This window comes from Selenomonas ruminantium subsp. ruminantium ATCC 12561 (genome assembly GCF_000424065.1).
GTDB lineage: Bacteria > Bacillota > Negativicutes > Selenomonadales > Selenomonadaceae > Selenomonas_A > Selenomonas_A ruminantium.
In genome coordinates this window covers 1-24,868 of record NZ_AUJE01000011.1, presented here as the reverse complement: position 1 = coordinate 24,868, position 24,868 = coordinate 1, and the positions used below count along the sequence as shown (strand labels likewise).

Here is a 24,868-nt window from a genome sequence, read left to right as displayed (position 1 = left end):
CCCGCCCCTAATGTACGGAGCAGGTTTTATTCATTACTTATGTGCTAAATTTACGGCCAGCTCCGCATTATGGGCAGCCAGCTCCCGAAGTTCTGCCAAAAGCTCGCCGTTTCTCTGCCGGAAGGTCTGCTTGTCATTCCATTTGCGGCGAATTTCCGCCATGAGTTCCTCAGCGGTTACATCACGCAGATTTCCCACCGGTTCCTCACCAATGGAGGACAAAAAACGGTCAATCTTGGGATCATAGGATATCCCCAGCATCGGCACGCCCATTACACCGGCAAATATTAAGGCATGCAGGCGAATGCCCAGCATCAAGTCCATATTGCCCACCAATGAGAGGAACTCGCTGGTCGTGTATTCGTCCTTCAATACCGTGCATTCTTCATGTGTAAGGGCCGCTATAGCCTGCGCCGCCTTTACATCATCGGGGAACTGCATGGGAATGAATACTACACGTGCCCCCAGTTCCCGCACCACCATATCGGAAACCTCCGCGAGGACTTCCTTATAATGACGCCAGCCCTGCCATTCCCGCACCGAAATCCCCAGAACCGGTTTAGCACCATCGGCATTATAGGCCTTGAAGATGGCTCTGCCGGCTTCTTTGCCCACCGGGTGAATCGCCAGCACCGGATCTGCAGTACATTCAATAGCGGTCTTATGGATACCCAGCCGGGCCAGTTCCCGCAAGGAACCTTCGTCCCGAACCGTGATCAAATCCACATGATTGCCCAAAAAGCCCATGGCCAGCTGGGCTACCCGGCCGATAATAGGGCCAATGCCCTGTGCATAGAGCATAACCTTGGTTCCCAGAATATGTGCCAGCATGATGATGAACATATAATAGTAAAGACTGCGGCGGCTGGTGACATTTTGCAGCAAGCTGCCGCCGCCACTGATAAGGAGGTCAGCTTTCCGAAGTTCCCGGATAATGGCCGGAAATCCCAGCCAGGAAATCGCATCAACACCATGACGTTTCCGGGTGTCCTCCGGGTCGGCAGAAATCACCGTAATATGAAGTTTTGGGTCGAGGTCGCCGAGAACTTCCAGCATGGCAGCCAGCATGGCTTCATCTCCGGCGTTTTTTGAGCCGTAATACCCCGATACGACGATTCTGCTCATTACGCTGCTTTACGCTCCTTTGCTCGTGAAATAACCGTCTGCCACAGCTGCACCAGCATCATGGCAATTGCACCAATTCCGGCACCTAAGACAATGCCCCCAATGCCGCGCATAAAGGACATGTAAACCGGCGTCCGCATATGGGCAAACGTCTCAACCATAGACCCCTGACCGATGGTCGCAATCAGTACCAGGCCGAAGAAGACCATCGTCGGCCACTTGCGCCAGAACGCCATCACCGCCAGCATAAAGGCGGGGTGCCCAATCAAAAGCTCCTTGGTACGCGGACGGGCATAGAATGCCTGTTCCAAGAATGCCCGGAACTTCAGTTCCGTAGCCGAAACCGGCATACCGGAGGTATGACCGCTGCGGGCCACAAAGACGACACCGGCAATCAGCACGGCAAACATCAGGAAAAGCGTCTTAATCTTCACCGGCATATCCAGAATCTTTTTGAGCTGATTCATCACGCCATCTGTATCGTCCATCCGGCCATCGAAGATATCAAAGCGCTGCAGGAAGGCAATGCCCACCAGAATCAGCGGCAGTACGAAAGTCAGCTTAATTCCGCGGAAAATCTGGAATTCGAGCAGATATTCCGTATCGGCCAAAGAAGCGGAAAGATAAGCCGCGCCGATATAGGAAAGTGCTCCGGTTACAAAGAGGGCAACAAGCCCCGTAACGAGCATCTTGCCGAAGCCCAGGGAAATCTTATCCCGCAGATAGCGGATTCTATCCAACTGGAAGATAACCGCCAGCGCAGGGAATAAATTGGCGCTGGCCAAAGCTGCGAGCACCCGGATTTTCGCACCGGTTCCCATCAGTACAGGCACTGCTGCACACAGGGCAAACACAGCAAAAAGCAGCCACTGTTTTTTCACGGCCGTATTAAGCGACGGAATAACGAGGCTCAAGTACAGCACTGCTGCTGCAGCTACGCCGGCCATCACCAGCGCACGCAGGAATTTGCTCGGATAGAATGCAGCATACGTACCAGAAGGGCCGACCGTATAGCCATGGGCAACCAGGATATCATGCGTATCCTGGAAATACTGCATATTGGTTTCCATCAGGCTCATATTCGGCGAGGGCTTATCGTAAATGCGCAGCAAATCAATGCGGATATTGCGCTCCTCATCGGTATTTGCCCAGCGTTCCACCGCCGTATCGATTTTGAGTTTCGGCTGTTCATCTTTAGGAATAGCGTACAGGCGGGCAACTTTATCATAACCAATGCCCTTAACCACTTCGTCCATGCCGTCCTGCTTGTAGAACTGCAGCTGGGTCACCCCCTCAATCAGTCCCATGGTCAGGTTGCGGGCCTTCATTTCATCAACCGTGGTCTGCAGGGCTTTATTCGCACCTAATACCTGCGAGCCGGAGAAGACCACTTCGGAAACATCTATGCCGTCCAAACGCTTGAACATGGCTTTTACATCGTCATCGGTGCACTGGCTGAAATTGCTGGGACGAGCGATGACGTGAAAACCGGCTTTGTTCACCGCTTCCATTTCATCTGTGGGCATACCGATATCCATCTTCACAAAGGACTCAAAGTGTGCCTTGACCGCCATCACTTCTTCGCTGCCCACCTGCAAAAGTTCCACACGTTCCTTGCCTAAGCGGCGGGGCACATCTTCCTTAAGCTCTTTCCAGGTACGGGCATCATGCCCCACGATGTAGATTTCGTTACCCTGAATTTTGCCATTGGCGACCAGCTGCCGCCACATTGAGTCAGATAAAGTGCCACTATGATAATTGGCCAGAATCTCGCTGCCGGCAATGGCCGTAGCTTTGCCATTGGCATTGAGCTTCTTAAAGGTGGTATCATAAACCGCCAGCGAGGTGATTCCTGCCTCTTTGGCCTTAGCCAGCACCTCGTCTGCCGGCAGACCTTCCCGATCAGCCAGTTCCAGCAAGTCCTCATAATTGGTTGCCAAATCAATCTGACGATTCGCTTCCTCCACATCATGCCGGGCAAAACTTATCATAAGCGCCGCGATCAAACCGACTATGATAACCAGTACCAATCCCCGGTTATACTTAAAATCCTTCATTATCCTCTTTCCACCTTATTCCACATTATCTCGCGCAGCCGTAACCACAATAGCACCATCGGTCTGCTGCACATCGTTTATCTGCATCCCCATGGGCAGCCTGCTCGGCGGTGCCAGCTGGATATTGCCAAACATATCCCCCAACTTTGCCGTACCAATGCGGCTGTTCTTAAAGGCCAAATGCGTCATCTGAAAATACAGGGAACCACTGTCTTCAATGACATTCCCTTCCAGTTCAATGTCCACCACACGGCCCAATAACTTGGTATTGGCCGTAACCAATACACGCTCCGGCTTAATGCTGACCTGAACATTTTCCACCTTTTCCAGTTTGCGGGTCAGGGCTTCCTGCAGATTTTCCTCATCGACCACGCCCTTTAAGACCAGCTTATCTGCGGACCTCAGCGCGACCTTTCCCGCCTGCAGCAAATCCCCGACATTCAGGCGCACATTTTCCCCGGAAAGACTGATTTCCCGGAAATAGACCTGCCCCACCTTGGCCTGATGTGCCACAGCATGCATATGCTGTATCTGCCCAAAGAGAAGCAGAAGCCCCGGCTGGCTGTCTGCCGCTACCTGGGAATCACTGGTCGAAAGGCGCTCATTCATGCGGGTCTGCAAGGTCACATTGGCCAGCCAGGGAAGCAGCGTCTCACTAAACACGATTATTATTATGAATAAAGCACCCAGAATAGTCAAGCCTTTTCGCAAAATCAGCCCTCCCCCTCAAAATAGAAGCCTTCCCCTCCGGGAAGGCTTATCGAAATGCTTAAATTTCGTGATTGGCCTTTGCCGCCAAAAATGCGCGGATAAAGGGGTCAATATCCCCATCCATAACCGCCTGCACATTACCCGTTTCCTGGCTCGTGCGGTGGTCTTTGACCATGGTATAGGGCTGGAACACATAGGAGCGGATCTGGCTGCCCCATTCAATATTCTGCTGGTCGCCTTCCAGCTTCGCCAGCTCTGCTTCCTTCTTTTCCATTTCGAGTTCAAAGAGCTTGGCGCGGAGCATTTTGAGACACTGCTCGCGGTTCTGCAGCTGGGAACGTTCGTTCTGGCACTGTACCACGATGCCCGTCGGCTCATGGGTCATACGCACAGCCGAGGACGTCTTGTTGATATGCTGACCGCCGGCACCAGATGCACGATAGGTATCCACGCGCACATCAGCCATGTTGATATCCACTTCCACCGCATCGTCAATTTCCGGCATGATATCGCAGGCCGAGAACGACGTATGACGGCGGGCATTGGCATCAAAGGGCGAAATACGCACGAGACGATGTACGCCTTTTTCCGATTTCAGGAAGCCATAAGCGTTATGGCCCTTGATAAAGAGCGTAGCGGATTTTACGCCCGCTTCATCACCGGGCAGCAAATCGGCTGTTTCCACGGTAAAACCATGGCGTTCAGCCCAACGGCCGTACATGCGCAGAAGCATCTGCGTCCAGTCCTGAGCTTCCGTTCCGCCCGCACCAGCATGCAGGGTCAGGATGGCATTATTGCCATCATAGGGGCCAGAAAGCAACACTTCGAGCTGCAAAGCTTCAAGACCTTCGGCCACTTCATCGAGTTCGGACTTCACATCATCTTCCATGCTGGGGTCATCTTCTTCAAGACCCATTTCCAGCAGGGTTTCCGCATCTTCGTGCTTGGATACCAGGGACTTATACTTATCCACACTGGATTTCAAGTCCGCCAGTTCCTGATTGATTTTCTGGGCGGCTTCCGCATCATCCCAAAACGTGGGTTCGCCCATCTTATATTCGAGCTCGGCGATTTTCTCTTCCTTGCGGGGAATTTCCAAAGACTCGCCCATATGGTCGAGTTTTTCCTTGAGTTCGCCTAAGCGGGGTTTCAAATCTTCAAGCATTCTTTACACCTTTCTTACTTATTGCGCCCACAGCAATTTTTATATTTCTTGCCGCTGCCGCAGGGACAGGGGTCATTGCGGCCGACTTTTTCTGCAGCCTGTGCCTTGTGTGCCGTTGCCGTGCTGACTTCATCACCATGGCTGGCCTGAGCACTGCTCAGGTGGTCAGACAACTGAGAGCGCTGTGCCTTAATGGTTTCTTCCATCTTCTGCTTCTGCGTGACACTGGCTTCGACCGGCCGACCTTCCGCTTCAGCTTCCTGCTGCTGCGGCGTTACAATGCTCACATGATACATCAGGGAAGCAATCTGGTCCATGATGGCCGATTCCATTTCCTCAAACATATCGAGCGCTTCAATCTTGTATTCCACGAGCGGATTGCGCTGGCCATAAGCCCGCAGGTTGATGCCGTCACGCAGCATATCCATGTGGTCTAAATGTTCCATCCACTTGCTGTCGACTACGCGGAGCATAACAACCTTTTCGAGCTCACGCATATTCTCTTCACCGAACAGCAGTTCACGCTGATGATAGCCATCGGCAGCCGTCTGTTCGAGTTTTTCCTTCAGTTCATCGCGGGAAAGCTCAACCAGTTCTTCCTTCTTCAAAGCACCTGCCGGCGCGTAAATCTTTTCGGCATCCTCGATAAGGCCATCGAGCTGCCATTCTTCCGGATAGAGCTGTTCATTGGCATACTGGTTCATCTCATCTTTGATGATATGATTGACCATGCCCATGATGTTTTCACGCAGGTTTTCGCCGAGCAAGATCTTGCGGCGTTCGCCGTACATAACCTCACGCTGCTGATTCATGACATCATCGTATTCGAGCACGTGCTTGCGGATATCGAAGTTACGCGCTTCGACCTTCTTCTGTGCATGTTCGATGGAGTTGGTGATGAGCTTATGTTCAATCGGTTCGTCTTCTTCCATGCCCAGCTTATCCATCATGCCGGCAATTCTATCGGAAGCAAACAGACGCAACAAATCGTCTTCCAAGGACAGGAAGAAACGGGATGCACCGGGGTCTCCCTGACGGCCGGAACGGCCGCGCAGCTGATTGTCGATACGACGGGATTCATGGCGCTCCGTACCCACGATGAACAAGCCGCCGAGTTCCGGCACACCTTCGCCGAGCTTGATATCCGTACCACGGCCAGCCATGTTAGTGGCAATGGTAACGGCACCACGCTGACCGGCATCGGCGATGATTTCTGCTTCCTTTTCATGGAACTTAGCGTTCAATACGTTATGCGGAATACCGTTTTTCTTGAGCACATTGCTGAGTTCTTCCGACTGCGTAATGGAGGTCGTACCGATAAGCACCGGCTGTCCCTTCTCGTGCAGTTCCTTGACGAACTTGCCCACAGCGCGGTATTTGGCCGCCTTGTTCTTATAGATAAGATCCGGATGGTCAATGCGCTGTACTGGACGGTTGGTCGGCACCACGATTACCGGCAGATTGTAAATCTTCAGGAACTCGTCTTCCTCGGTTTTGGCCGTACCGGTCATACCGGAGAGCTTGTTGTACATACGGAAGTAGTTCTGGAAGGTAATCGTCGCGAGCGTCTGGGATTCACGCTGAATCTTCACGCCCTCTTTGGCCTCGATAGCCTGATGCAGACCATCGGAATAACGGCGGCCTTCCATCAGACGGCCCGTGAATTCATCGACGATGATGACTTCATCATTGCGTACCACATAATCACGGTCACGTTTCATGAGCGCCTTGGCACGCAGAGCTGCCGTGAAGCAATGGGACAGCTCGATATTTTCCGGTGCATAGAGATTGCTAATGCCCAGCATCTTTTCAATTTTGGGCACAACGCTGTCGTCCGGCGCCACCGTCTTCTGCTTTTCATCGACCTTGTAATCCACGCCCTCTTTAAGCGTAGCAACAGCGCGGGCCATGGTCGCATACATATCCGTGGACTTTGCGCCCGGGCCGGAAATAATAAGCGGCGTACGCGCTTCATCGATGAGAATGGAGTCCACTTCATCGACGATGGCGTAATTGAGTTCCCGCTGTACCATCTGGTCGGGATAAATGACCATGTTGTCGCGCAAATAGTCAAAACCGAACTCATTGTTCGTACCGAAGGTTACATCGCAGCTATAAGCATACTTGCGTTCCGGAAAGTCCATATCGTGCACCACAAGACCAACCGTCAGCCCCAGGAAACGATAGAGCTTGCCCATTTCCTCGCTGTCGCGGCGGGCCAGATAGTCATTGACCGTAATCACATGCACGCCCTTGCCCGTCAGCGCATTGAGGTATACCGGCAGCGTTGCGACCAAAGTCTTACCTTCACCGGTACGCATTTCTGCAATACGGCCTTCATGCAGGCACATACCGCCAATCATCTGCACATCAAAATGACGCATGCCCAGCGTACGGCGGGAAGCTTCACGCACTACCGCAAAGGCTTCCGGCAGCAAATCGTCCAGCGTTTCACCTTCAGCCAGACGCTCCTTAAATTTTCTCGTATAACCCGTCAGCTTGTCATCCGTCAGATTCGCCATCTGCGGCTCCAGGGCGTTGATTTTTTCGACAACCTCGCGATAACGGGCAATCTCTTTATCGTTATTGTCGCCTAAGAATCTTTTGAGAAATCCCAGCAAACAAAATCACTCCAATCCTATTATTAAACCTACCTTACAATATTAACAAAGACAGGTACATAAGTCAATTCAGGCAAGTGCAGAAAAAAAACGGCTGAACTGCTGCTGCCAAGCCACAGTCCAACCGCCAAGGGGATTAAACGTTGTTAGTATATATTATTTATGGAAGGGATTTTCCGTAGGATAAAGATTGCCCGCAGGCTGATTATAGGAAATATCCGCAACACCAAGGTAATTGAGCACATCATAGATAGCTTTGCCATAATGGCCGAAAGCTACTGCACCATGATGCGGGAAGCGCTTTTCAATGAGCACATGACGATAGAATCGGCCCATTTCCGGAATGGCAAAAATGCCAATGCCGCCAAAGGAATTCGTGGCTGCCGGCAGGATTTCACCCTGCGCAATATAGGCTCTAAGCTGACCGTCCGAAGTGCTCTGCAGGCGGAAGAACGTGATGTCTCCATCGGCAATATCGCCTTCGAGCGTACCGCGCGTGAAGTCCGGCGTGCCGCCATTTTCGAGCAGACGGTTCTGAATGAGCTGGTATTTCACGCCGCCTTTACGCAGTTTGCAGAGTGGCGTATTGCCGCAATGGAAGCCCATAAAGGTATCTTCCAACTTGTACAGCCCAAACGGCTTAATGGAATCCTCAAACATGTCTCTCGGTACAGAGTTGTTGATATCCAGGAGCGTAACGGCATCCCCGCTGACACAGAGGCCAATGTATTCGCTGAGCGCACCATAGATATCCACTTCACAGGATACCGGAATGCCACGGCTGACCAGACGGCTGTTGACATAGCAGGGTTCAAAACCGAATTCCTTCGGGAAGGCCGGCCAGCACTTATCGGCAAAGGCCACATACTTGCGGGCACCTTTGTGCTCCTCAGCCCAATCCAGGAGCGTCAGCTCAAACTGTGCCATACGGGGCAGCATCTCCGGATAAGGATTGCCCTCCTGGCCGAGTTCTTTAGCCATGTCCTCCGCCACGTCCTTGATGCGCGGGTCATTCTGATGCGCACGATAAGCCACCAGTAAATCCAGCTCCGAATTTTCCTCGATTTCCACACCGAGGTCATAGAGCGGCTGAATCGGCGCATTGCAGGCGAAGAAATCCTGCGGACGCGGGCCAAAGGTGATGATTTTGAGGTCTTTGAGACCTAAGAGCGTACGCGCTACCGGCTGGAATTCCGCAATCATTTTGGCTAGTTCTTCAGCCGTCCCTACCGGATATTCCGGGATAAAGGCTTTCAGATGACGCAGCCCCAGATTATAGGAGCAGTTGAGCATACCACAGTAAGCATCGCCACGGCCATTGATGAGATTCTTGCCCGTTTCTTCTGCAGCTGCCACATACATAACCGGGCCGTCAAAAACCTTGGCAATCAACGTTTCCGGCGTTTCCGGGCCAAAGTTGCCGAGGAATACCACCAGCGCATTGCAACCCGCTTCCTTGGCTTCTGCCACAGCCTCTAACATATCCTTTTCATTTTCTACCGTTTTCTGCACTTCATAAAGTTCACCATATTTTTGGCCATAAGCCTCGACAATTGCTTTACGGCGATTTTCCGACAGGGAAATAATAAAGCAGTCACGGCTTACGGAAATAATACCACATTTGACCGAAGGGATGTTCGTCAGCTTACTCATGTTTAAGCGCTCCTTTTTTGACACATAATGATTTGGATGGAATGTAATACGGTCTTGCGTGCTTGTGCACGCCAACCATGTACAAAGCATAGCACCATAGGATTCACTTGTCAATCGTTTTATTTTGATTTTTATTGGTCTATAAAAATATTTTCCAGGTTTAATATTATTAGTGGTTTTTTCTAAGGTCACATAAAATAAAAAATTGTCACACAAAAAGTATTGATTCTTGTTTTATCCTGTGCTATATTGATTACAGTTATTTTGCGTGCACAAGCACGCCAATAGCAATCATAGAACCATTTTAGGAGGAACTTGAAATGAATTACTTGATTGGTGTAGACGTCGGAACCTCGGCCACCAAGACCGTGCTCTACGATGAGGAGTGCCGTCCGGTTGCCGAAGCTTCTGCGGACTACCCCTTGTATCAGCCCCAAAACGGCTGGGCCGAACAAAATCCCCAGGACTGGGAAGAAGCTGCCGCCAGTACCATCCGTGAAGTCATCGCCAAGAGCCGCGTAAATGCCGAAGACATCAAAGGCATCGGCCTTTCCGGACAAATGCACGGCCTGGTCATGCTCAATGAAGCCAATGATGTCATCCGGCCGGCGATTATCTGGTGTGACCAGCGGACAGCTGCTGAATGTGAGGAAATCACCGCCAAAGTCGGTGCGAAACGGCTTATCGAAATCACAGCGAACCCTGCACTGACCGGCTTTACCGCCTCCAAGATTCTCTGGGTACGCAACCACGAACCCAAAAATTACGCCAACTGCCGTCATATCCTGCTCCCCAAGGATTATGTACGCTTTGTGATGACCGGCGAATATGCTACGGAAGTTTCCGATGCCAGCGGCATGCAGCTTTTAGATGTGCCGAACCGTTGCTGGTCAAAGGAAATCCTGGAAAAGCTCGACATTGACGAAAATCTTCTGCCCAAAGTCTTTGAATCACCGGAAGTCACCGGACATATCTCCACGGAATTTGCCCAGAGAACTGGTCTTTCCGTGAACTGCGTTGTCGCCGGCGGCGCTGGTGACAATGCTGCCGCAGCGGTTGGCACAGGCATTGTTGAGGAAGGCAAGGCCTTTACCACCATCGGCACAAGCGGTGTAGTTTTTGCCCACACCAATACCCCTGTTATCGACCCGCAGGGCCGGGTACACACCTTCTGCTGCGCTGTGCCGGGCTGCTGGCACGTCATGGGCGTCACGCAGGCAGCCGGCCTTTCCCTGAAGTGGTTCCGGGAAAACCTGGCCGAAAACATGGATTATGATGCCATCAATCAGGCCATTGCCGGCGTCCCCCGCGGCAGCCGCCGCCTGATTTATCTCCCCTATCTGATGGGTGAGCGCACACCACACCTCAACCCAGACTGCCGCGGCGTATTCTTCGGTCTTTCCGCTATGCACAAGCGTGCCGATATGCTGCGGGCCGTTATGGAAGGCGTAAGCTTCTCCCTGCTCGACTGCTGGAACATTTTGCAGGAAATGAACATCAAAGTCAAGGATATGATGGCCTGCGGTGGCGGCAGCAAGAGTCCCCTGTGGCGGCAGATGCTGGCCAATATGTATGGCTGCCCGGTAAAAGTAGGCGGCGAAGGCGGCGGAGCGGTTTTGGGTGCGGCCATTTTAGCCGGTGTTGCCGCCGGTATCTACGAAGATGTGCCCACGGCCTGCCGGAGATTTGTCGGTACGGCTTCGGTCTGCCAGCCCAAACCGGATGCCCATGAATATTATGGCAAGGTACATAAACTGTACAACAAGCTTTATGATCAGCTCAAAGAATGCTATGGAGATTTAGCTGCTTTGTAAATTTTCATTTCTGTTTACAGAACGAAAGGGGATTGTTACCGTGGAAAACATTGCTTCAGCAATTGAAAACACCGAGTTAGAAAAACAGGCTTCCCGACTTAAATTTTTCATTTACTTTGCTGCCGGTATGGCAGGTCTTCTCTTTGGTTTGGATCAGGGCGTTATTTCCGGCGCATTGCCGTTTATCAGCCAGGAATGGAATCTTTCCAGCAGTGCCCAGGAATGGGTGGTAAGCTCCATGATGGTCGGCGCAGCTGTCGGCGCGATTTGTGCCTCCTTTATGGCCAAAGCCATTGGCCGGAAAAAGAGTCTCGTGATTGGCGCCGCCCTGTTCATTGTGGGTTCTGTAGGTTCAGGCCTTGCCGGCAGTGCGGATATGCTGATTGCCGCCCGCCTGATTCTGGGCCTTTCCGTAGGAATTGCTTCCTATACCGCTCCCCTTTATCTGGCCGAAATGGCCGATAAAAACGCCCGAGGCAAGGTGATTTCCGGCTACCAGCTCATGGTCACGGTAGGTATTCTCGCCGCCTTTCTTTCTGATACAGCATTCAGCTACACCGGTAACTGGCGCATGATGCTGACGGTTATCGCCATCCCCGCCGTCGTATTGATTCTCACCGTAGCCAAACTGCCCGACAGTCCCCGCTGGTTGGCAGCCGTTGGCCGCAAGGAAGAGGCTGATACGGTCATCAAAAGTCTTAACCCCGATCCTCAGGCAGCTCATGAGGAGATGACTGACATTGAGGAATCACTGAAGGTAAAACAAGCCGGCTGGCAGCTCTTCAAGACCAACAGCAATGTGCGCCGTGCAGTATTCTTAGGCGTGCTGTTGCAGGCCATGCAGCAATTCACCGGTTTTAACGTCATCATGTATTATTCCCCGAAAATTTTAAGCCTTGCCGGTTTCTCCACTACCGAAGAACAGATGATTGGTACCGTAATCAACGGTATTGTCTTCACCCTGTCCACGTTTATTGCCATCTGGATGGTGGATAAATCCGGCCGCAAGCCTGCCTTGAAAGTTGGTTTTGCCGTTATGGCCCTTGCCATGGCTGTGGTAGGCGTCTGCATGTCCCTGCTCGAAGCCGGCAATGCCCCCATCAGCGTATCCTATCTGGCCGCCATCATGACGATGGTCAGCATTGCCGGTTTCGGCATGAGCGCCGGCCCGATTGTCTGGGTGCTCTGCTCCGAGATCCAGCCCTTAAAGAGCCGTGAATTCGGTATTGCCTGCTCCACCATGACCAACTGGATTACCTGCGCCATCGTTGGTGCGACCTTCCTCTCCCTGGTCGATACGCTGGGTTCTGCCCATACGTTCTGGCTCTATGCCGTACTCAACGGCCTGTTCATCGCTTTGACCATGTATTATGTACCGGAAACCAAAAATGTTTCCCTGGAAAAGATTGAACAGAATCTGATGGCCGGCAAAAAACTGAGAAATATCGGTATTTGATTAATGAATGAGGTGTTACAAATGAAAACTGTAATGGATAAAGAATTCAATATCTATGGCCGCGTTTTGGATGTCGATACGCAGGATTTCGTAAAGGCAATCAATGCCCATCCCGTAACGGCACAGGGCGAAGTGGTTTACGAACCATCAGTAGCTGAATTTGAACAGCTTCCCCTTTACCAGACCATGGAAAACATCGTTTACGGCCAGATGCCGGTGGAATTTGGTCATTGCAGCGGCTGGAACAACAAGCTCAATGCGTTGGAATATCACCGCAGCTCGGAAATCGACATCGCCGCGACCGACCTTGTACTGATGGTCGGACTCCAGCAGGATATTGACCTGAACGATTATACCTATGATACGGAAAACGTCGAATGCTTTTTGGTACCTGCCGGAACCGCCGTGGAACTCTATGCCACGACCCTGCATTTTGCTCCCTGCGGCGTTGACGGCAAAGAATTCCGCTGCGGCGTAGTTCTGCCGCGGCACACCAATGAGGAACTTACCGAAGATACCAGCAAAGCACAGGGCGAAGAACGTTTGCTGTTTGCCGAAAACAAATGGCTTATCGCCCATGAAGAAAGCGGTCTGGATAAATCCGGCGCCTGGATTGGCCTGAAAGGCGAAAACCTCTCTTTGTAAACGGATGAATATATTGTAAAAACGAAAGGAGAACACTACATGGATGCATTGAAAAATTACAAGCTGTCAATGCGGGAAAAAACAGGTTACGCCATGGGCGATTTGGCCTGCAATCTCATCTACACCACAGTCTGCAGTTATCTGCTGTTTTTCTACACCAACGTCTATGGACTGCCCGCCGAAATTGTGGCGACCATGTTTTTAGTGGTCCGCGTAATGGATGCCATTGTTGACCCCATTGTCGGCACCTTCGTCGATAAGCATACATTTAAGTACGGCAAGTTCCGTCCCTATCTCCTCTACGGTGCATTCCCCTTTGCGGTGCTGGGCATTCTCTGCTTCAGCACCCCGGCACTGTCTGAAGGCGCCAGCATTCTCTATGCTTATGCGACTTACATCGGCCTGTCGTTGGTATACACCACCATCAATATCCCCTATGGTGCGCTAACTGCCGCTATGACCCGTGACAACAAGGAAGTTGTCAGCATGACCTCCATCCGCATGCTCTGCGCTAACTTAGGCGGTCTTATCGTTTCCTTCGGCATCCCCGTTCTCGTCACCATGATTTCCGGCAGCTATACCGGTGAGGAATCCCGCTTTGGCTGGCAGGTGACCATGGGCCTTTACAGCGTTGTTGGCGCCCTCTTGCTGCTCTACTGCTTCTCCCAGACTAAGGAGCGCATTCAGATTGACCCCTCCAATGAGGAAAAACTCCGCTTCGTCGACGTGTTCAAACAGTTCAAGGTAAACCGTCCCCTGGTTGTCCTGAGCCTGTTCTTCATCATTCTCTTTGGCATGATGGCGGTAATGAACTCCATCGGCACCTACTTCGTCACCTATAACTGCAACCGCCCTGACCTCATTCAGTGGTACGGCCTCATCGGTACCCTCCCCGCATTTTTCCTGCTCCCTCTCGTCCCCACGTTCAATAAATTAGTCGGCAAGATTAATCTCTTGCGCATTTCCCTCGCTCTGGGTATCATCGGTTGCGCCGTTACCTATGTTGTGCCTGCTGAAAACATCACGGCTATCATGGTTGCCCGCTTCATCGGCTCCTGCGGCATTATCGTCGCCGGCGGCTTTATGTGGGCGTTGATTCCCGAAACCATCGAATATGGCGAATACAAAACTGGCAAACGCCTGAGCGGTATGATTTATGCCATCATCGGCTTCTTCTTCAAATTTGGCCTGGCACTCGGCGGCATTGTCCCCGGCTTTATGCTGGCTCACTTCGGCTATGTGGCCAATCAGGTACAGACACCGGAAGCTTTGGAAGGCATTCTTCTCACCACGACCATCATCCCCATCCTCTTTTTGGCTCTGGCCTTTATCGACATCTGCTTCTATGGTCTTGACGATAAGCGCTATCATCAGATCATTACCGAACTGGAACAACGTCACCAGCAGGAAAAGCATTACACAGATGACAGTCAGCTGGCTGCCAGCACCTTGTAAAAACGTGTTTAAATTGGAGACTTCAAGATGAACATTCAAAATCCCGTATTAAAAGGCTTTAACCCCGACCCCAGCATTGTCCGGGCAGGCGATGACTACTATATTGCCACCTCCACCTTCGAGTGGTTCCCCGGTGTGCAGATTCATCATTCCAAAGATTTAGTACATTGGCACCTCGTTGCCCATCCCCTTTCCACCACGGAATTTCTGGATATGAAAGGCAATCCGGATTCCGGCGGCATCTGGGCACCTGACCTTTCCTATGCCGATGGCAAGTTCTGGCTCATTTACACCGATGTAAAGGTCGTAGACGGCATGTGGAAGGATTGTCATAACTACCTGACCACCGCCGAAGACATAAAAGGCCCCTGGTCAAAACCGATACTCCTGAACGGTGCTGGCTTTGATGCCTCCCTGTTCCATGACCCCAGCGGCAAAAAATATCTGGTCAATATGTACTGGGATCAGCGCGTCTACCATCATAATTTCTACGGCATTGCCCTGCAGGAATATTCCGTAGCCGAAGAAAAACTCATCGGCAAGCCGGAAATCATCTATAAGGGTACCGATATTGCCTATACCGAAGGTCCCCACCTTTACTATATCAACGATATGTATTACCTCATGACAGCTGAAGGCGGCACGACGTATCAGCATTCTGAGACCATCGCCCGCAGCAAGACTATCCACGGGCCCTATGAAATACAGCCGGACTATCCCCTGCTGTCGGCATGGAAGGAAGTCCATAACCCCCTGCAGAAATGCGGCCATGCATCATTAGTCGAAACGCAAAACGGCCAGTGGTACTTAGCCCATCTGACTGGCAGACCCCTGCCTGCCCCCGCCGGCTTCCCCAGCCGCGAACGCGAACAGCATGCCTTCTGTCCGCTGGGCAGAGAAACCGCCATCCAAAAAATCGAATGGCAGGACGGCTGGCCCGTAGTCGTTGGCGGTCAGCAGGGTTCCTTAGAAGTCGAAGCACCTGACCTGCCCCAGCAGGAATGGGCACCGACTTACGAAGAACGCGATGACTTCGATAAGGACACCTTAAACATCAACTTCCAGACCCTGCGTATCCCCTTCAGTGAGCATTTGGGCAGTCTCACCGCCCGTCCCGGCTTCCTGCGCCTGTACGGCCGCGAATCCCTGCAGTCCAAATTTACCCAGGCCCATATTGCCCGCCGCTGGCAGTCCTTCAATTTCGATGCTGGAACCAGCGTGGAATTTTCTCCGAACTCCTTCCAGCAGATGGCCGGTCTTACCTGCTACTACAATACGGAAAACTGGTCCAGCATCCATGTGACCTGGAACGAAGAAAAAGGCCGTATCATCGATTTGGTCACCGCCGACAACGGCACCTTCTCCATGCCGCTTGCCGGAGCAGAAATCCCCATTCCCGATGAAGTAAAGACCGTCCACTTCAAGGTATCCGTGCGCGGCAGAATCTACCAATACGCTTATTCCTTCGATGGCGAAACCTTCCACACCCTGCCCATAGAACTGCCCAGCTGGAAACTCTCCGATGACTATGTGCGCGGCGGCGGATTCTTCACTGGTGCTTTCGTCGGCATAAACGCCATTGATATTACCGGCACAGCGCTTCCCGCTGACTTTGATTATTTCACTTACAAGGAACTGGACTGAATTCACGTTACTTGTTAAAATAATAGATAAAAGAGCTAACTGGAGGTACAGGCATGGTTACGATGAAAAGTATTGCGGAAATATGCGGTGTTTCCCGAGGCACAGTAGACCGCGCATTAAATGGCCGCGGCCGGGTAAACTCAGAAACCGCTGACAAAATCCGTCAAATCGCCAAGGAATTAGGCTATACCCCCAACCCTGCCGGCAAAGCACTTTCAGCCCGAAAAAAAAGACCAGTCATCGGCATTGTAATCCCCTCTGAGAACAACCCCTTCTTTGACGATGTACTAAAGGGCATGGAAGAAGCAGCTGCCCAATATCAAATCTATGGTGTCCAAATAAAATACCATACGATGAAAGGTTATGACCCGGCCAAACAGTTAGCAACCCTGCAAAAAATCGAAGACCAGGTACAGGCGCTCATCATCAACCCCATTGATGACCCAGCTATTGTCAGCCAAATCAATCGCATGATTGACAAAGGCGTCTTCGTGGTAACCGTCAACAACGATATTGAAGGTACAAAGCGCCATTGCTATGTGGGCAGTGACTACTACAACGGCGGCATAACATCCTGTGCACTGATGGAAGCGCTCGTGGGCAAAACAGCCAATCTGGCCATTATCCTCGGCAGCCTGAAACTGCGCGGTCATCGCCTCCGTCTGGAAGGTTTCAAATCCCGCATGCAGCGATTGCCGGATTTTCAGCTGGCAACCGTGCTGGAAAACAATGATGATGACATTTACGCCTACGAAAAAACCAAGGAGCTTTTAACCGCTCATCCGGAAATCAATGCCATCAGCATTTTGGCCGCCGGTGTCTACGGCACCTGCCGTGCCGTCATGCAGTTGCCGGAAGAAAAACGGCCCTTGATCATCGCCTTCGACACCGTTCCCACCACCGTAGAAATGATGCAGTTCGGCATCATCAAGGCCACCATCTACCAGCACCCCTACCGGCAAGGATTCAGTGCTGTCAACAAAGCCTTTGAATACCTGGTACATGGACGGCTGCCGGAAAAAGAGGAATTCATTTACAAAAATGAAATAAAACTCTTTGAAAACCTCTAATCTCCACAAATGACCAATAAAATTTTGAGCCTGACCACCATTTAGCGGTCAGGCTCATTTTTTGCTGTTAGAGCCCCATTTCCTGAATCCGCCGGAAGAAGGTAGACCGGCTGATGGAGCAGGCTTTAAGCAGCACCTTCAAAGGAATTTGGCGGTTACGCCAACGTTTGACGAGACTGGCGAAATTTTTAGGGACATAGGCTCCGGGACGGCCAAAGCGGATTCCCTTGGCTTTGGCCGCGCTTATGCCCTGCGACTGACGTTTTTTGATGTTCTCCCGCTCGGATTCGGCGACAAAGGACAGGATTTGCAAGACCAAATCGGCGATAAAAGTGCCCAGCAAATCTTTATACTGTCTGGTATCCAGCAAAGGCATATCGAGGATGCAGATATCCACGCCGATATCTTCGGTAAGATAACGCCACTGATTCTGGATTTCCTTATAATTGCGTCCTAGCCGGTCAATGCTCAGCACATACAGCAAATCCCCTCGCTGCATTTTTTTGAGCAATTTTTGATAACTTTGCCGATGAAAGTCCTTTCCCGACTGCTTGTCCATATAGATGTTCTTCTGTGGTATGGCCAGTTCCTGGATTGCTTCCAATTGCCGGGCCTCATTTTGGTCTAACGATGATACACGGATATACGCATAAGTTTGCATAGTTTCCCCTCCCAATAATATTATAATGTACCTTCTAATAGATATACATAACTTTTGAGGGAGGAAACTACACCTATATATTGAATGTTTTTTGCATCATAAAAGCGATTGCATCAGCAATAGTTCCTCTGCAATCGCTTTTATCTATTTGTCTTTATGCGACTTCTTCCACTCTTCCGCGTATTTTTTCCGCGCCTCGGCTTTTTTCTTTTCCCGTGCATTGTATTCTTTGGGGGCAATGTCCTGCAAATAAACATCAGGAATTTTGCTCACCGATTTGGGCTGCAGGCGGTAAAGTTCGGCAAAATCCGCCTTGGCTGCCTCACTGTTTCCCTGTTCGTCCTCAATCACGGCTGCCAGGTAATAGGAAATGGCATTTTTCTTGTCGATTTCCTTGGCTTTGGCCAAATCGGCCAGGGCTTTATCCCATTCGCCCTGCATATGATAGATATCTGCCCGGTTGAGGTAGGTGTAGATGTTCTTGCTGTCCGTTGCTACGGCCTTATCCGCTTCGCTGAGTGCTCCGGCAAAGTCACCATTTACCGCCTTTGCACGGGCACTGATGGCCTGGCTTTCCGCCAGATTGTCCAGCTTGCGGCTGGCAAATACGCGTTTCATCTGCAAGTTGGCCTTTTCACCCCAGCCGAAATCGCTGTAGGCATCGGCGTTTTCCCGCATCTTTTTTACGGCTTTGCCATCGGCATTGAGCACATCTTCCCGCCGGTTATCCAATGCCTGTACCCGTTTCACAGCAGCCGCCCACATTTTATTCCGGGCGCCGTCAACCGCTTCACGCGCATAGGCTTTCTCCACGAGTGCCTGCAATTTTTCGCCAGTTTGTGTTTTCGCCAAATTATCCAACAATGCAACATTGACCCGGTCATTGGACAGACAGGTTATGCGGCCCGTACTATCTGTACGGAAATTCCAGCCTTGAATACGATCATAGTCATGAAAGGCTTTGGCCAGTGCACCAGCCGTTAGATAGGCCGTTTCCACAGTGTTATCGTAATCCTCAGAGGTGGGCGTCACCGTCAGGAGTTTTTCGCCATCGATATAGATATCCTGCCTGTTCTGCACCGTCACATGGCCACAGCCATAGTCGGACATGAGTTTTGCCAGCCGTTCCTCACGCTGCCTGGTCTCAGGGTGATCGCTGTAGCTTTCCCGTTCCTGTTTTTTGGGGTCAGGGTCCTGATATTCCAAAAAGTTCTGGGTTTCGTAGGTGAGATAATATCCCATACGAGCCATGGCCGCTGCACCGCCGCCGGGATTAAAACCGGCGCTGGTCATGATGTAAAAACCGCCTTCATCGGCTTCATTCTCCGTGGGCAGGGTGATGTTTTTGGCAATGGAGTAACCTGCCAGCCCATTGAGCTTATTCCAGTCCATGGAGCCGGTTTCCATATTGATCATGCTCATGCCCATATACTGGGCTACGGCCTTGGCATAATTCTTGGCACTGTGCTGTTCCAGGCCATGCGTCATTTCATGGGCAAATACCGCCGCCAGTTCATCTGGTTCGAGATTCAGCCCCCGCACCAGTGCCCGGTTAATGCTGATATAATTGGTCGGATAACAGGCCGCATTAAAGTCCTTGCTATCGTTCACTGCCCAAATAAACGGCAGGGAATTAACCTTCAGCACGTAATCCCCCTTATTAACCAGCTGTTCCATCACCTGGTCGACCACCTGTACATCATGGGCATTGGGGTCAAGGCCGTTCTGTTCCAAATCCTGCGCCCGGCTTTGCACCTGCGCACTGACATTGTTACCCAAATCCAAAATACTGGCCAGGCTGGACTGATAGGCTGCAAATACGCCCAAAGCCTGTGCCGCCGCTCCCCAGGCATCTACGGCCTCAGCTTTAGGCAAGGGCAGCCATATACCAGCCCCCACTAAACCGGTAGCTACAATCGTAGTTATTTTTTTATGCAAGCTGCGAATAAACAAAGGAATCACCTCATTACATCCAAATTTTCTTATCGTTTCCATTTTATCACACTAATATTAAAGCTAGCTGAAAATTTTTCGGCAAAAAAATATCATTTTTTTGTGTTTTGTAACCTCAGTTACATATTGTTTTCATAAAACTTCGCTATAATAAGCTTGTCGGTAAGAGATACTTGGTTAATCCCCCAAGTTACATGCTCTTATTGATTCCCTAAACAAGAAGGAATATCCCACCCTTCTTGCTTCCCATTTCTCAAATTTTTTATCATCCCTTCCCTAAAAGGCCATGGAGTTAATCCCGCTCCATGGCCTTTTTTTCGTCTATTTACTTTTCCGCTGCGGTTTTGACGATTTCCAGCGCCCATCTGGCGGCATCATACAAATCCTTTTCTTCAATGTATTCGTCCTTGGTATGAGCATTTTCCATCCCTACAGAAAGCACTACGGTAGGAATACCATAGGTATTGAAATGGTTTGCGTCCGAACCACCGCCGGATTCTTCCAGATTCACCGGCAGGCCCAGCCTTTCAGCTGCTTTAATGGCCATCTGTATAGCGGGAGCATCTTTGTCCAGCAGATAGGGGCCATAGTCCGGACTGACTTCGGCTGTAATCTTACAGCTGGTCTTTTCCGCGCCGTTTACAAAATGGTCGCAGATTTCCTGCGTAATCTTATCCAGTTTCGCTTTGTTGCGGCTGCGGCTTTCGTAGAACACATCACAGGTTTCGGCTACGACATTGGTAGCAGAACCACCGACAATTTTGCCCAGATTGCAGGTGGTTTCCTCATCAATACGTCCCTGCGGGGCATCGGCAATCAATAGTCCTGCGGCACATATCGCATTAATACCCGCTTCGGGATTTACACCAGCATGACTGGCCTTGCCCTCAATATGAATCTTAATCTGATTCTTGCCCGGTGCCATAAAAGTCATATTCCCCGGGTGATTATGGGTATCCAGCGTATAGCCAAAATCGGCATGCAACAGGCTCTGGTCAAGGTTCTGCGAACCATGTACGCCATTTTCCTCAGCTACGGTAAAGACAACCTGCAGCGGCCCATGCGGAATATTCTTTTCCTTGAGCTGGCGCAGGGTTTCCAAAATCGCCACTACGCCTGCCTTATCGTCACCGCCTAAAATCGTCGTGCCATCCGAACGGATAATGCCGTCTTTTACCACCGGCTTCACACCGGCACAGGGTTCCACGCAATCCATATGCGCGGTCAGCATGACGGTTGGTGCCTCTATCGTTCCCGGAAAATCCGCTACCAGATTGCCGGTATTGCCGCCGATTTTTTCACCGGCGTTGTCTTCCTTAACCTTGCCGCCTAAATCCGTCAGACGCTTCGTGAGCAGGTCAGCAACTTCCCGCTCATCATGGGTGGAGCAGCGAATCTGCACCAGTTCCAAAAATTCATCCAATACACGCTGTTCATTAATCATCTGTTATACCTTCTTCCATCAAGCTAAAATTACAGGAACAGCATCAGTACCAACGCCGCTGCCAGACAAGGCAGAGCATTGCGCTTGGAAACTTCCATGGGGTTGACCTTGGCAAGACCTGCACAAATAATCGCAGCACCAGCCACAGGCGACATGGAACGGCCCATCGCCCCGGCAATCTGCGCGAGCGACCCCAAATCCATAATGCTCATGCCAAAACTTTCCGCGAAGGGCGTCACCGCACCATTGAAGGCAAAGGCTGCCGCATCACCGGAACCGGAAATTACAGCAATCAGGAACGGGCCAAAGGTACCCGCAGCAGCAGCTGCCGACTGGGAACCCTTCATCACTTCCGTCAGTGCCCCCGTAAGGCCCACTGCTGCCATCCCCGTAGTGAATACACTAGCGCAGACAATCAAACCGATAACATTGGCATAGGCGCTGCCCATACCATCAAAGAAATTCTTGCAGACTTCCTGCGCGTTGGACCAGGTAGCGAGGAGTCCCAAAACTACACCGATAATCATGGACAGAGCCACGCTCATTTCCGGCAGAACCGCAACCTGCTTGGAACCCAAAATCAGCAGTAACAGCGGTACCAAAGGAACAACAGCCCGCAGCGGATTTACCTTAAAGTCATGCATATCATGGTGCTGTTCCTTTTCCAGCGTGGCCAGATATGCCTCACGGCGTTCTTCACTGGCACCTTCTTTCATGAACACTGCATAAGCCGTCATCACCGCTATGCAGGCAAACGATGCAATAATCGATGCCGGCGTTTCGTTGATGATGACCGTCATCATATCCGTACCGGCTAAATCTGCCACAAAGGGATTATGGGCATTGCCCGGGCTGATGGCGCTGCCCCACGTTCCGGCCAGCACCGTAGCTGCTGCCATCGCCGGATGGACACCTGCGGCAATCAAGGTCGGAATCAGAATACTGCCCACCGCAGCCGAGCAGCCGGCAGCTGAAGGAATGGCCAGACTAATCCACCAAGTCAGGAAAAAGGACAGGGGCACCAAAACCGTACGTCCCTTTTTGAGAATTCCGGAAATCGACTGCACCAGATGCTGGTCACATTCGGTGAGTTTCATCACATAGGAAAAACCCATTACCGTACAAATAGTTGGCACCAAAGAATTATTCGTCATGGCCTTCATAAAGGCTTTCATGATATCTTCCGGCAAACCGCCAATCAAACACATGATAACGCCTGCCAGAAAGAGTACCAGCCGCGCTTCAATCTTCTTGATAATCAGCGCAAAAGTCAGGACAACGATAATACCGCCAGCGAGTAACATATAAATACCTCCTAAGCTCACTGAAATAATTTATGCAAACATAATTATATCTTATTTTTCTATTGATTACAATTAGTCTGAATAATATTTAAGTGTGTATGAGATATACATAGGGATATTTATGATCGGAAACTTGTTAACTGTGTATTAAGAAAATTTTCACCGTCAGTAAAAATTGTGATATAATTAGCAGTAAGTCTAAACTAGGAAGGATACAAATTTTATGTCTGAAACCAATACAACAGATATTTGCGATATACATCATGTTCATCCCGATAAGGTTAAGCACTGTACTCTGCACAAGCTTGATGATGAAACCAGTCTGGAGCTTGCAGACCTGTTCAAAATTCTCGGGGATAAAACCCGCATCAAGCTCTTATCTTTGTTGGCAGCAGAAGATGAACTATGTGTATGCGATATTGCAGAATCCCTGCAAATGGGACAGTCAGCCATTTCCCATCAGCTGCGTGTGCTCCGCGCTGCCCGGCTGGTAAAATTCCGCAAGGCAGGCAAGGAAGCCTTTTATTCCCTTGACGATGACCATGTACTTACCTTGATGCTGCAGGGTCTTGACCATGTTCGGGAAAGACAAGCATAAAATATTGCCGAAAGGACGATGATGATGAAAAAGTTTGCTCTAAAAACCGGAGCTATCCTGGGACTTAGCATGATGTTTGCTGCCCAGACGGTTTTCGCGTCCCCTACCCTGCAAGAAGGCTCTCATGGGCATGATGTACTGCTCTTGCAGAAAAAACTGCAGGCTGTCGGCTATACCATATCCTCTGTGGATGGTATTTATGGTGCAGAAACCGAACGAGCTGTGGCAGAATTTCAGCGTGACAATAAGATCCGCATCACGGGTATCGTCAATAATGCCACCTGGCGGGCTTTGCAAAAGGCCAAAAAGGTAAAATGGGGCAGCGATGTTCATAAGCCCCTCCCTACTAAAAACAGCTCAACGCTAAAATCGAAAGGGCCATTGGCTCCAAATAATACACCGATTCTCGCCCGCAGCAAGGTCAATGCCTTATTAAAAACTGCCCGTTCCTATATCGGCGTTCCCTATCAATTTGGCGGTGCTACCCCCAAAGCTTTCGATTGTTCAGGCTATCTGCAATACGTCTTTGCCAAAAACGGCATCAATATTCCCCGCACAGCCGATGAACAGTACAAGCTGGGACTGCGTACCAAGAGCAGCCAGCAGCTTGTTCCCGGAGATTTGGTCTTTTTCACCACCTACGAAGCCGGTGCCTCACACTGCGGTATTTATCTGGGCGAGGATAAATTCATCCACGCCAGCTCCAGCCGGGGCGTACGTGTCGATACGCTCAAAGATGACTACTGGGCTCCACGCTATTTAGGCGGCAAACATATAGTAAAATAAAAAAACGACTGGCCAATTGTTTGACCAGTCATTTTTTATGGCAAAATGAGAAATGCGGAAATAAACAAAAAGGCCATTGCTCAGCAATGACCTATCATTTCAAGTGGCGGAGTGGAGAGGATTCGAACCTCCGCACCGGTTACCCAGCCTAACGATTTAGCAAACCGTCCTCTTCAGCCTCTTGAGTACCACTCCGTATATATGGCAGGGGCAGTAAGAATCGAACTCACAACCTACGGTTTTGGAGACCGTTGCTCTACCAATTGAGCTATACCCCTAAATATTAAAAATGGGGCGACTTATGGGGATCGAACCCATGCATGCTGGAGCCACAATCCAGTGTGTTAACCGCTTCACCAAAGCCGCCATGAAACTGGCAACGCCCTATCCTCCCAGTCCGTCTCCAGACAAGTACTTTCGGCGTATGAGTGCTTAACTACTGTGTTCGGTATGGGAACAGGTGGAACCACTCAGCTATCGTCACCAGATATTCTTTTGAATGTTATGCACATTCAAAACTATACAGAAGAAATCGTTTGTATTGAACATTTCAGTTTCTTGAAAGATAAGCCCTCGATTTATTAGTATTGGTCCGCTGCATGCCTTACGGCACTTCCACTCCCAACCTATCTACCTTGTCTTCTTCAAGGAATCTTACTGGATTACTCCATGAGATACTTCATCTCGGGACAGGCTTCACGCTTAG

The 24,868-nt window shown here is 50.7% G+C and carries 18 protein-coding genes, 3 tRNA genes and 2 rRNA genes; 8 read left to right on the top strand and 15 right to left on the bottom strand.

The window, feature by feature from the left end:
* Positions 1-33 precede the first annotated feature (33 nt).
* From csaB to G598_RS0106090, 6 genes are all read right to left on the bottom strand, one after another.
* Positions 34-1,125 carry a polysaccharide pyruvyl transferase CsaB gene (gene csaB, locus G598_RS0106115; RefSeq protein WP_026766195.1) on the bottom strand — a complete coding sequence of 364 codons (1,092 nt, stop codon included), beginning with the start codon at positions 1,123-1,125 and terminating at the stop codon, positions 34-36.
* Positions 1,125-3,182, bottom strand: a complete 2,058-nt coding sequence (locus G598_RS0106110) for a DUF5693 family protein (RefSeq protein ID WP_026766194.1) — start codon at positions 3,180-3,182, stop codon at positions 1,125-1,127. The genes csaB and G598_RS0106110 overlap by 1 nt, the downstream gene beginning before the upstream one ends.
* 15 nt (positions 3,183-3,197) lie before the next feature.
* The gene (locus G598_RS0106105; RefSeq protein WP_157833285.1) at positions 3,198-3,845 is read right to left on the bottom strand and encodes an LmeA family phospholipid-binding protein; all 648 of its coding nucleotides are present in this window, start codon (positions 3,843-3,845) and stop codon (positions 3,198-3,200) included.
* Positions 3,846-3,951: 106 nt separating this feature from the next.
* Entirely contained in the window at positions 3,952-5,058 is a 1,107-nt protein-coding gene (gene prfB, locus G598_RS0106100) for a peptide chain release factor 2 (RefSeq protein ID WP_026766192.1), read from the bottom strand.
* Between the two features lie 14 nt (positions 5,059-5,072).
* Complete coding sequence (gene secA, locus G598_RS0106095; protein ID WP_026766191.1) at positions 5,073-7,679, bottom strand: preprotein translocase subunit SecA; 2,607 nt, start codon at positions 7,677-7,679, stop codon at positions 5,073-5,075.
* A 156-nt stretch (positions 7,680-7,835) separates the two neighbouring features.
* Complete coding sequence (locus tag G598_RS0106090; protein WP_037363388.1) at positions 7,836-9,332, bottom strand: L-fucose/L-arabinose isomerase family protein; 1,497 nt, start codon at positions 9,330-9,332, stop codon at positions 7,836-7,838.
* A gap of 320 nt (positions 9,333-9,652) precedes the next feature.
* Here G598_RS0106090 and xylB point away from each other — a divergent pair, with 320 nt between their 5' ends.
* The 6 genes from xylB to G598_RS0106060 are packed head-to-tail and all read left to right on the top strand — an operon-like array spanning position 9,653 to position 17,416.
* Positions 9,653-11,146, top strand: a complete 1,494-nt coding sequence (xylB, locus tag G598_RS0106085; RefSeq protein ID WP_026766189.1) for a xylulokinase — start codon at positions 9,653-9,655, stop codon at positions 11,144-11,146.
* 49 nt (positions 11,147-11,195) lie between these two features.
* A complete protein-coding gene (locus G598_RS0106080; protein ID WP_419185350.1) occupies positions 11,196-12,602 on the top strand; it encodes a sugar porter family MFS transporter in 1,407 nt (468 codons plus the stop codon).
* A 21-nt stretch (positions 12,603-12,623) separates the two neighbouring features.
* Positions 12,624-13,247 carry a DUF4867 family protein gene (locus tag G598_RS0106075; protein ID WP_026766187.1) on the top strand — a complete coding sequence of 208 codons (624 nt, stop codon included), beginning with the start codon at positions 12,624-12,626 and terminating at the stop codon, positions 13,245-13,247.
* Between the two features lie 39 nt (positions 13,248-13,286).
* Positions 13,287-14,702, top strand: a complete 1,416-nt coding sequence (locus G598_RS0106070) for a glycoside-pentoside-hexuronide (GPH):cation symporter (protein WP_026766186.1) — start codon at positions 13,287-13,289, stop codon at positions 14,700-14,702.
* Between the two features lie 27 nt (positions 14,703-14,729).
* Positions 14,730-16,346: a glycoside hydrolase family 43 protein gene (locus G598_RS0106065; RefSeq protein WP_026766185.1), complete on the top strand. Its 1,617-nt coding sequence runs from the start codon at positions 14,730-14,732 to the stop codon at positions 16,344-16,346.
* 53 nt (positions 16,347-16,399) lie between these two features.
* On the top strand, positions 16,400-17,416 hold the full coding sequence (locus tag G598_RS0106060) for a LacI family DNA-binding transcriptional regulator (protein ID WP_026766184.1): 1,017 nt from the start codon (positions 16,400-16,402) through the stop codon (positions 17,414-17,416).
* A 67-nt stretch (positions 17,417-17,483) separates the two neighbouring features.
* On the opposite strand, the gene G598_RS0106055 is transcribed toward G598_RS0106060, so the two are convergent.
* The 4 genes from G598_RS0106055 to dcuC form a co-directional block, all read right to left on the bottom strand.
* A complete protein-coding gene (locus G598_RS0106055) occupies positions 17,484-18,077 on the bottom strand; it encodes a recombinase family protein (RefSeq protein ID WP_026766183.1) in 594 nt (197 codons plus the stop codon).
* 144 nt (positions 18,078-18,221) lie between these two features.
* The gene (locus tag G598_RS0106050) at positions 18,222-20,015 is read right to left on the bottom strand and encodes a M48 family metalloprotease (RefSeq protein WP_026766182.1); all 1,794 of its coding nucleotides are present in this window, start codon (positions 20,013-20,015) and stop codon (positions 18,222-18,224) included.
* Positions 20,016-20,355: 340 nt separating this feature from the next.
* Positions 20,356-21,474 (bottom strand): M20/M25/M40 family metallo-hydrolase, encoded by a 1,119-nt coding sequence (locus tag G598_RS0106045; protein WP_026766181.1) that lies wholly within the window; start codon positions 21,472-21,474, stop codon positions 20,356-20,358.
* A gap of 29 nt (positions 21,475-21,503) precedes the next feature.
* Positions 21,504-22,778 (bottom strand): C4-dicarboxylate transporter DcuC, encoded by a 1,275-nt coding sequence (dcuC, locus tag G598_RS0106040; protein ID WP_026766180.1) that lies wholly within the window; start codon positions 22,776-22,778, stop codon positions 21,504-21,506.
* 223 nt (positions 22,779-23,001) lie between these two features.
* On the opposite strand from dcuC, the gene G598_RS0106035 reads away from it, so the two are divergent.
* Together G598_RS0106035 and G598_RS0106030 are read left to right on the top strand one after the other, a co-directional pair.
* A complete protein-coding gene (locus tag G598_RS0106035; RefSeq protein WP_080656963.1) occupies positions 23,002-23,376 on the top strand; it encodes an ArsR/SmtB family transcription factor in 375 nt (124 codons plus the stop codon).
* Positions 23,377-23,400: 24 nt separating this feature from the next.
* The gene (locus G598_RS0106030) at positions 23,401-24,162 is read left to right on the top strand and encodes a C40 family peptidase (RefSeq protein ID WP_051180011.1); all 762 of its coding nucleotides are present in this window, start codon (positions 23,401-23,403) and stop codon (positions 24,160-24,162) included.
* Positions 24,163-24,266: 104 nt separating this feature from the next.
* On the opposite strand, the gene G598_RS0106025 is transcribed toward G598_RS0106030, so the two are convergent.
* From G598_RS0106025 to G598_RS0106005, 5 genes are all read right to left on the bottom strand, one after another.
* A tRNA-Ser gene (locus tag G598_RS0106025) sits at positions 24,267-24,357 on the bottom strand.
* A 7-nt stretch (positions 24,358-24,364) separates the two neighbouring features.
* Positions 24,365-24,440, bottom strand: a tRNA-Trp gene (locus tag G598_RS0106020).
* Positions 24,441-24,452: 12 nt separating this feature from the next.
* A tRNA-His gene (locus tag G598_RS0106015) sits at positions 24,453-24,528 on the bottom strand.
* A gap of 5 nt (positions 24,529-24,533) precedes the next feature.
* A 5S ribosomal RNA gene (rrf, locus tag G598_RS0106010) occupies positions 24,534-24,650 on the bottom strand.
* Between the two features lie 73 nt (positions 24,651-24,723).
* Positions 24,724-24,868 (bottom strand): 23S ribosomal RNA (locus G598_RS0106005); the annotation flags it as partial.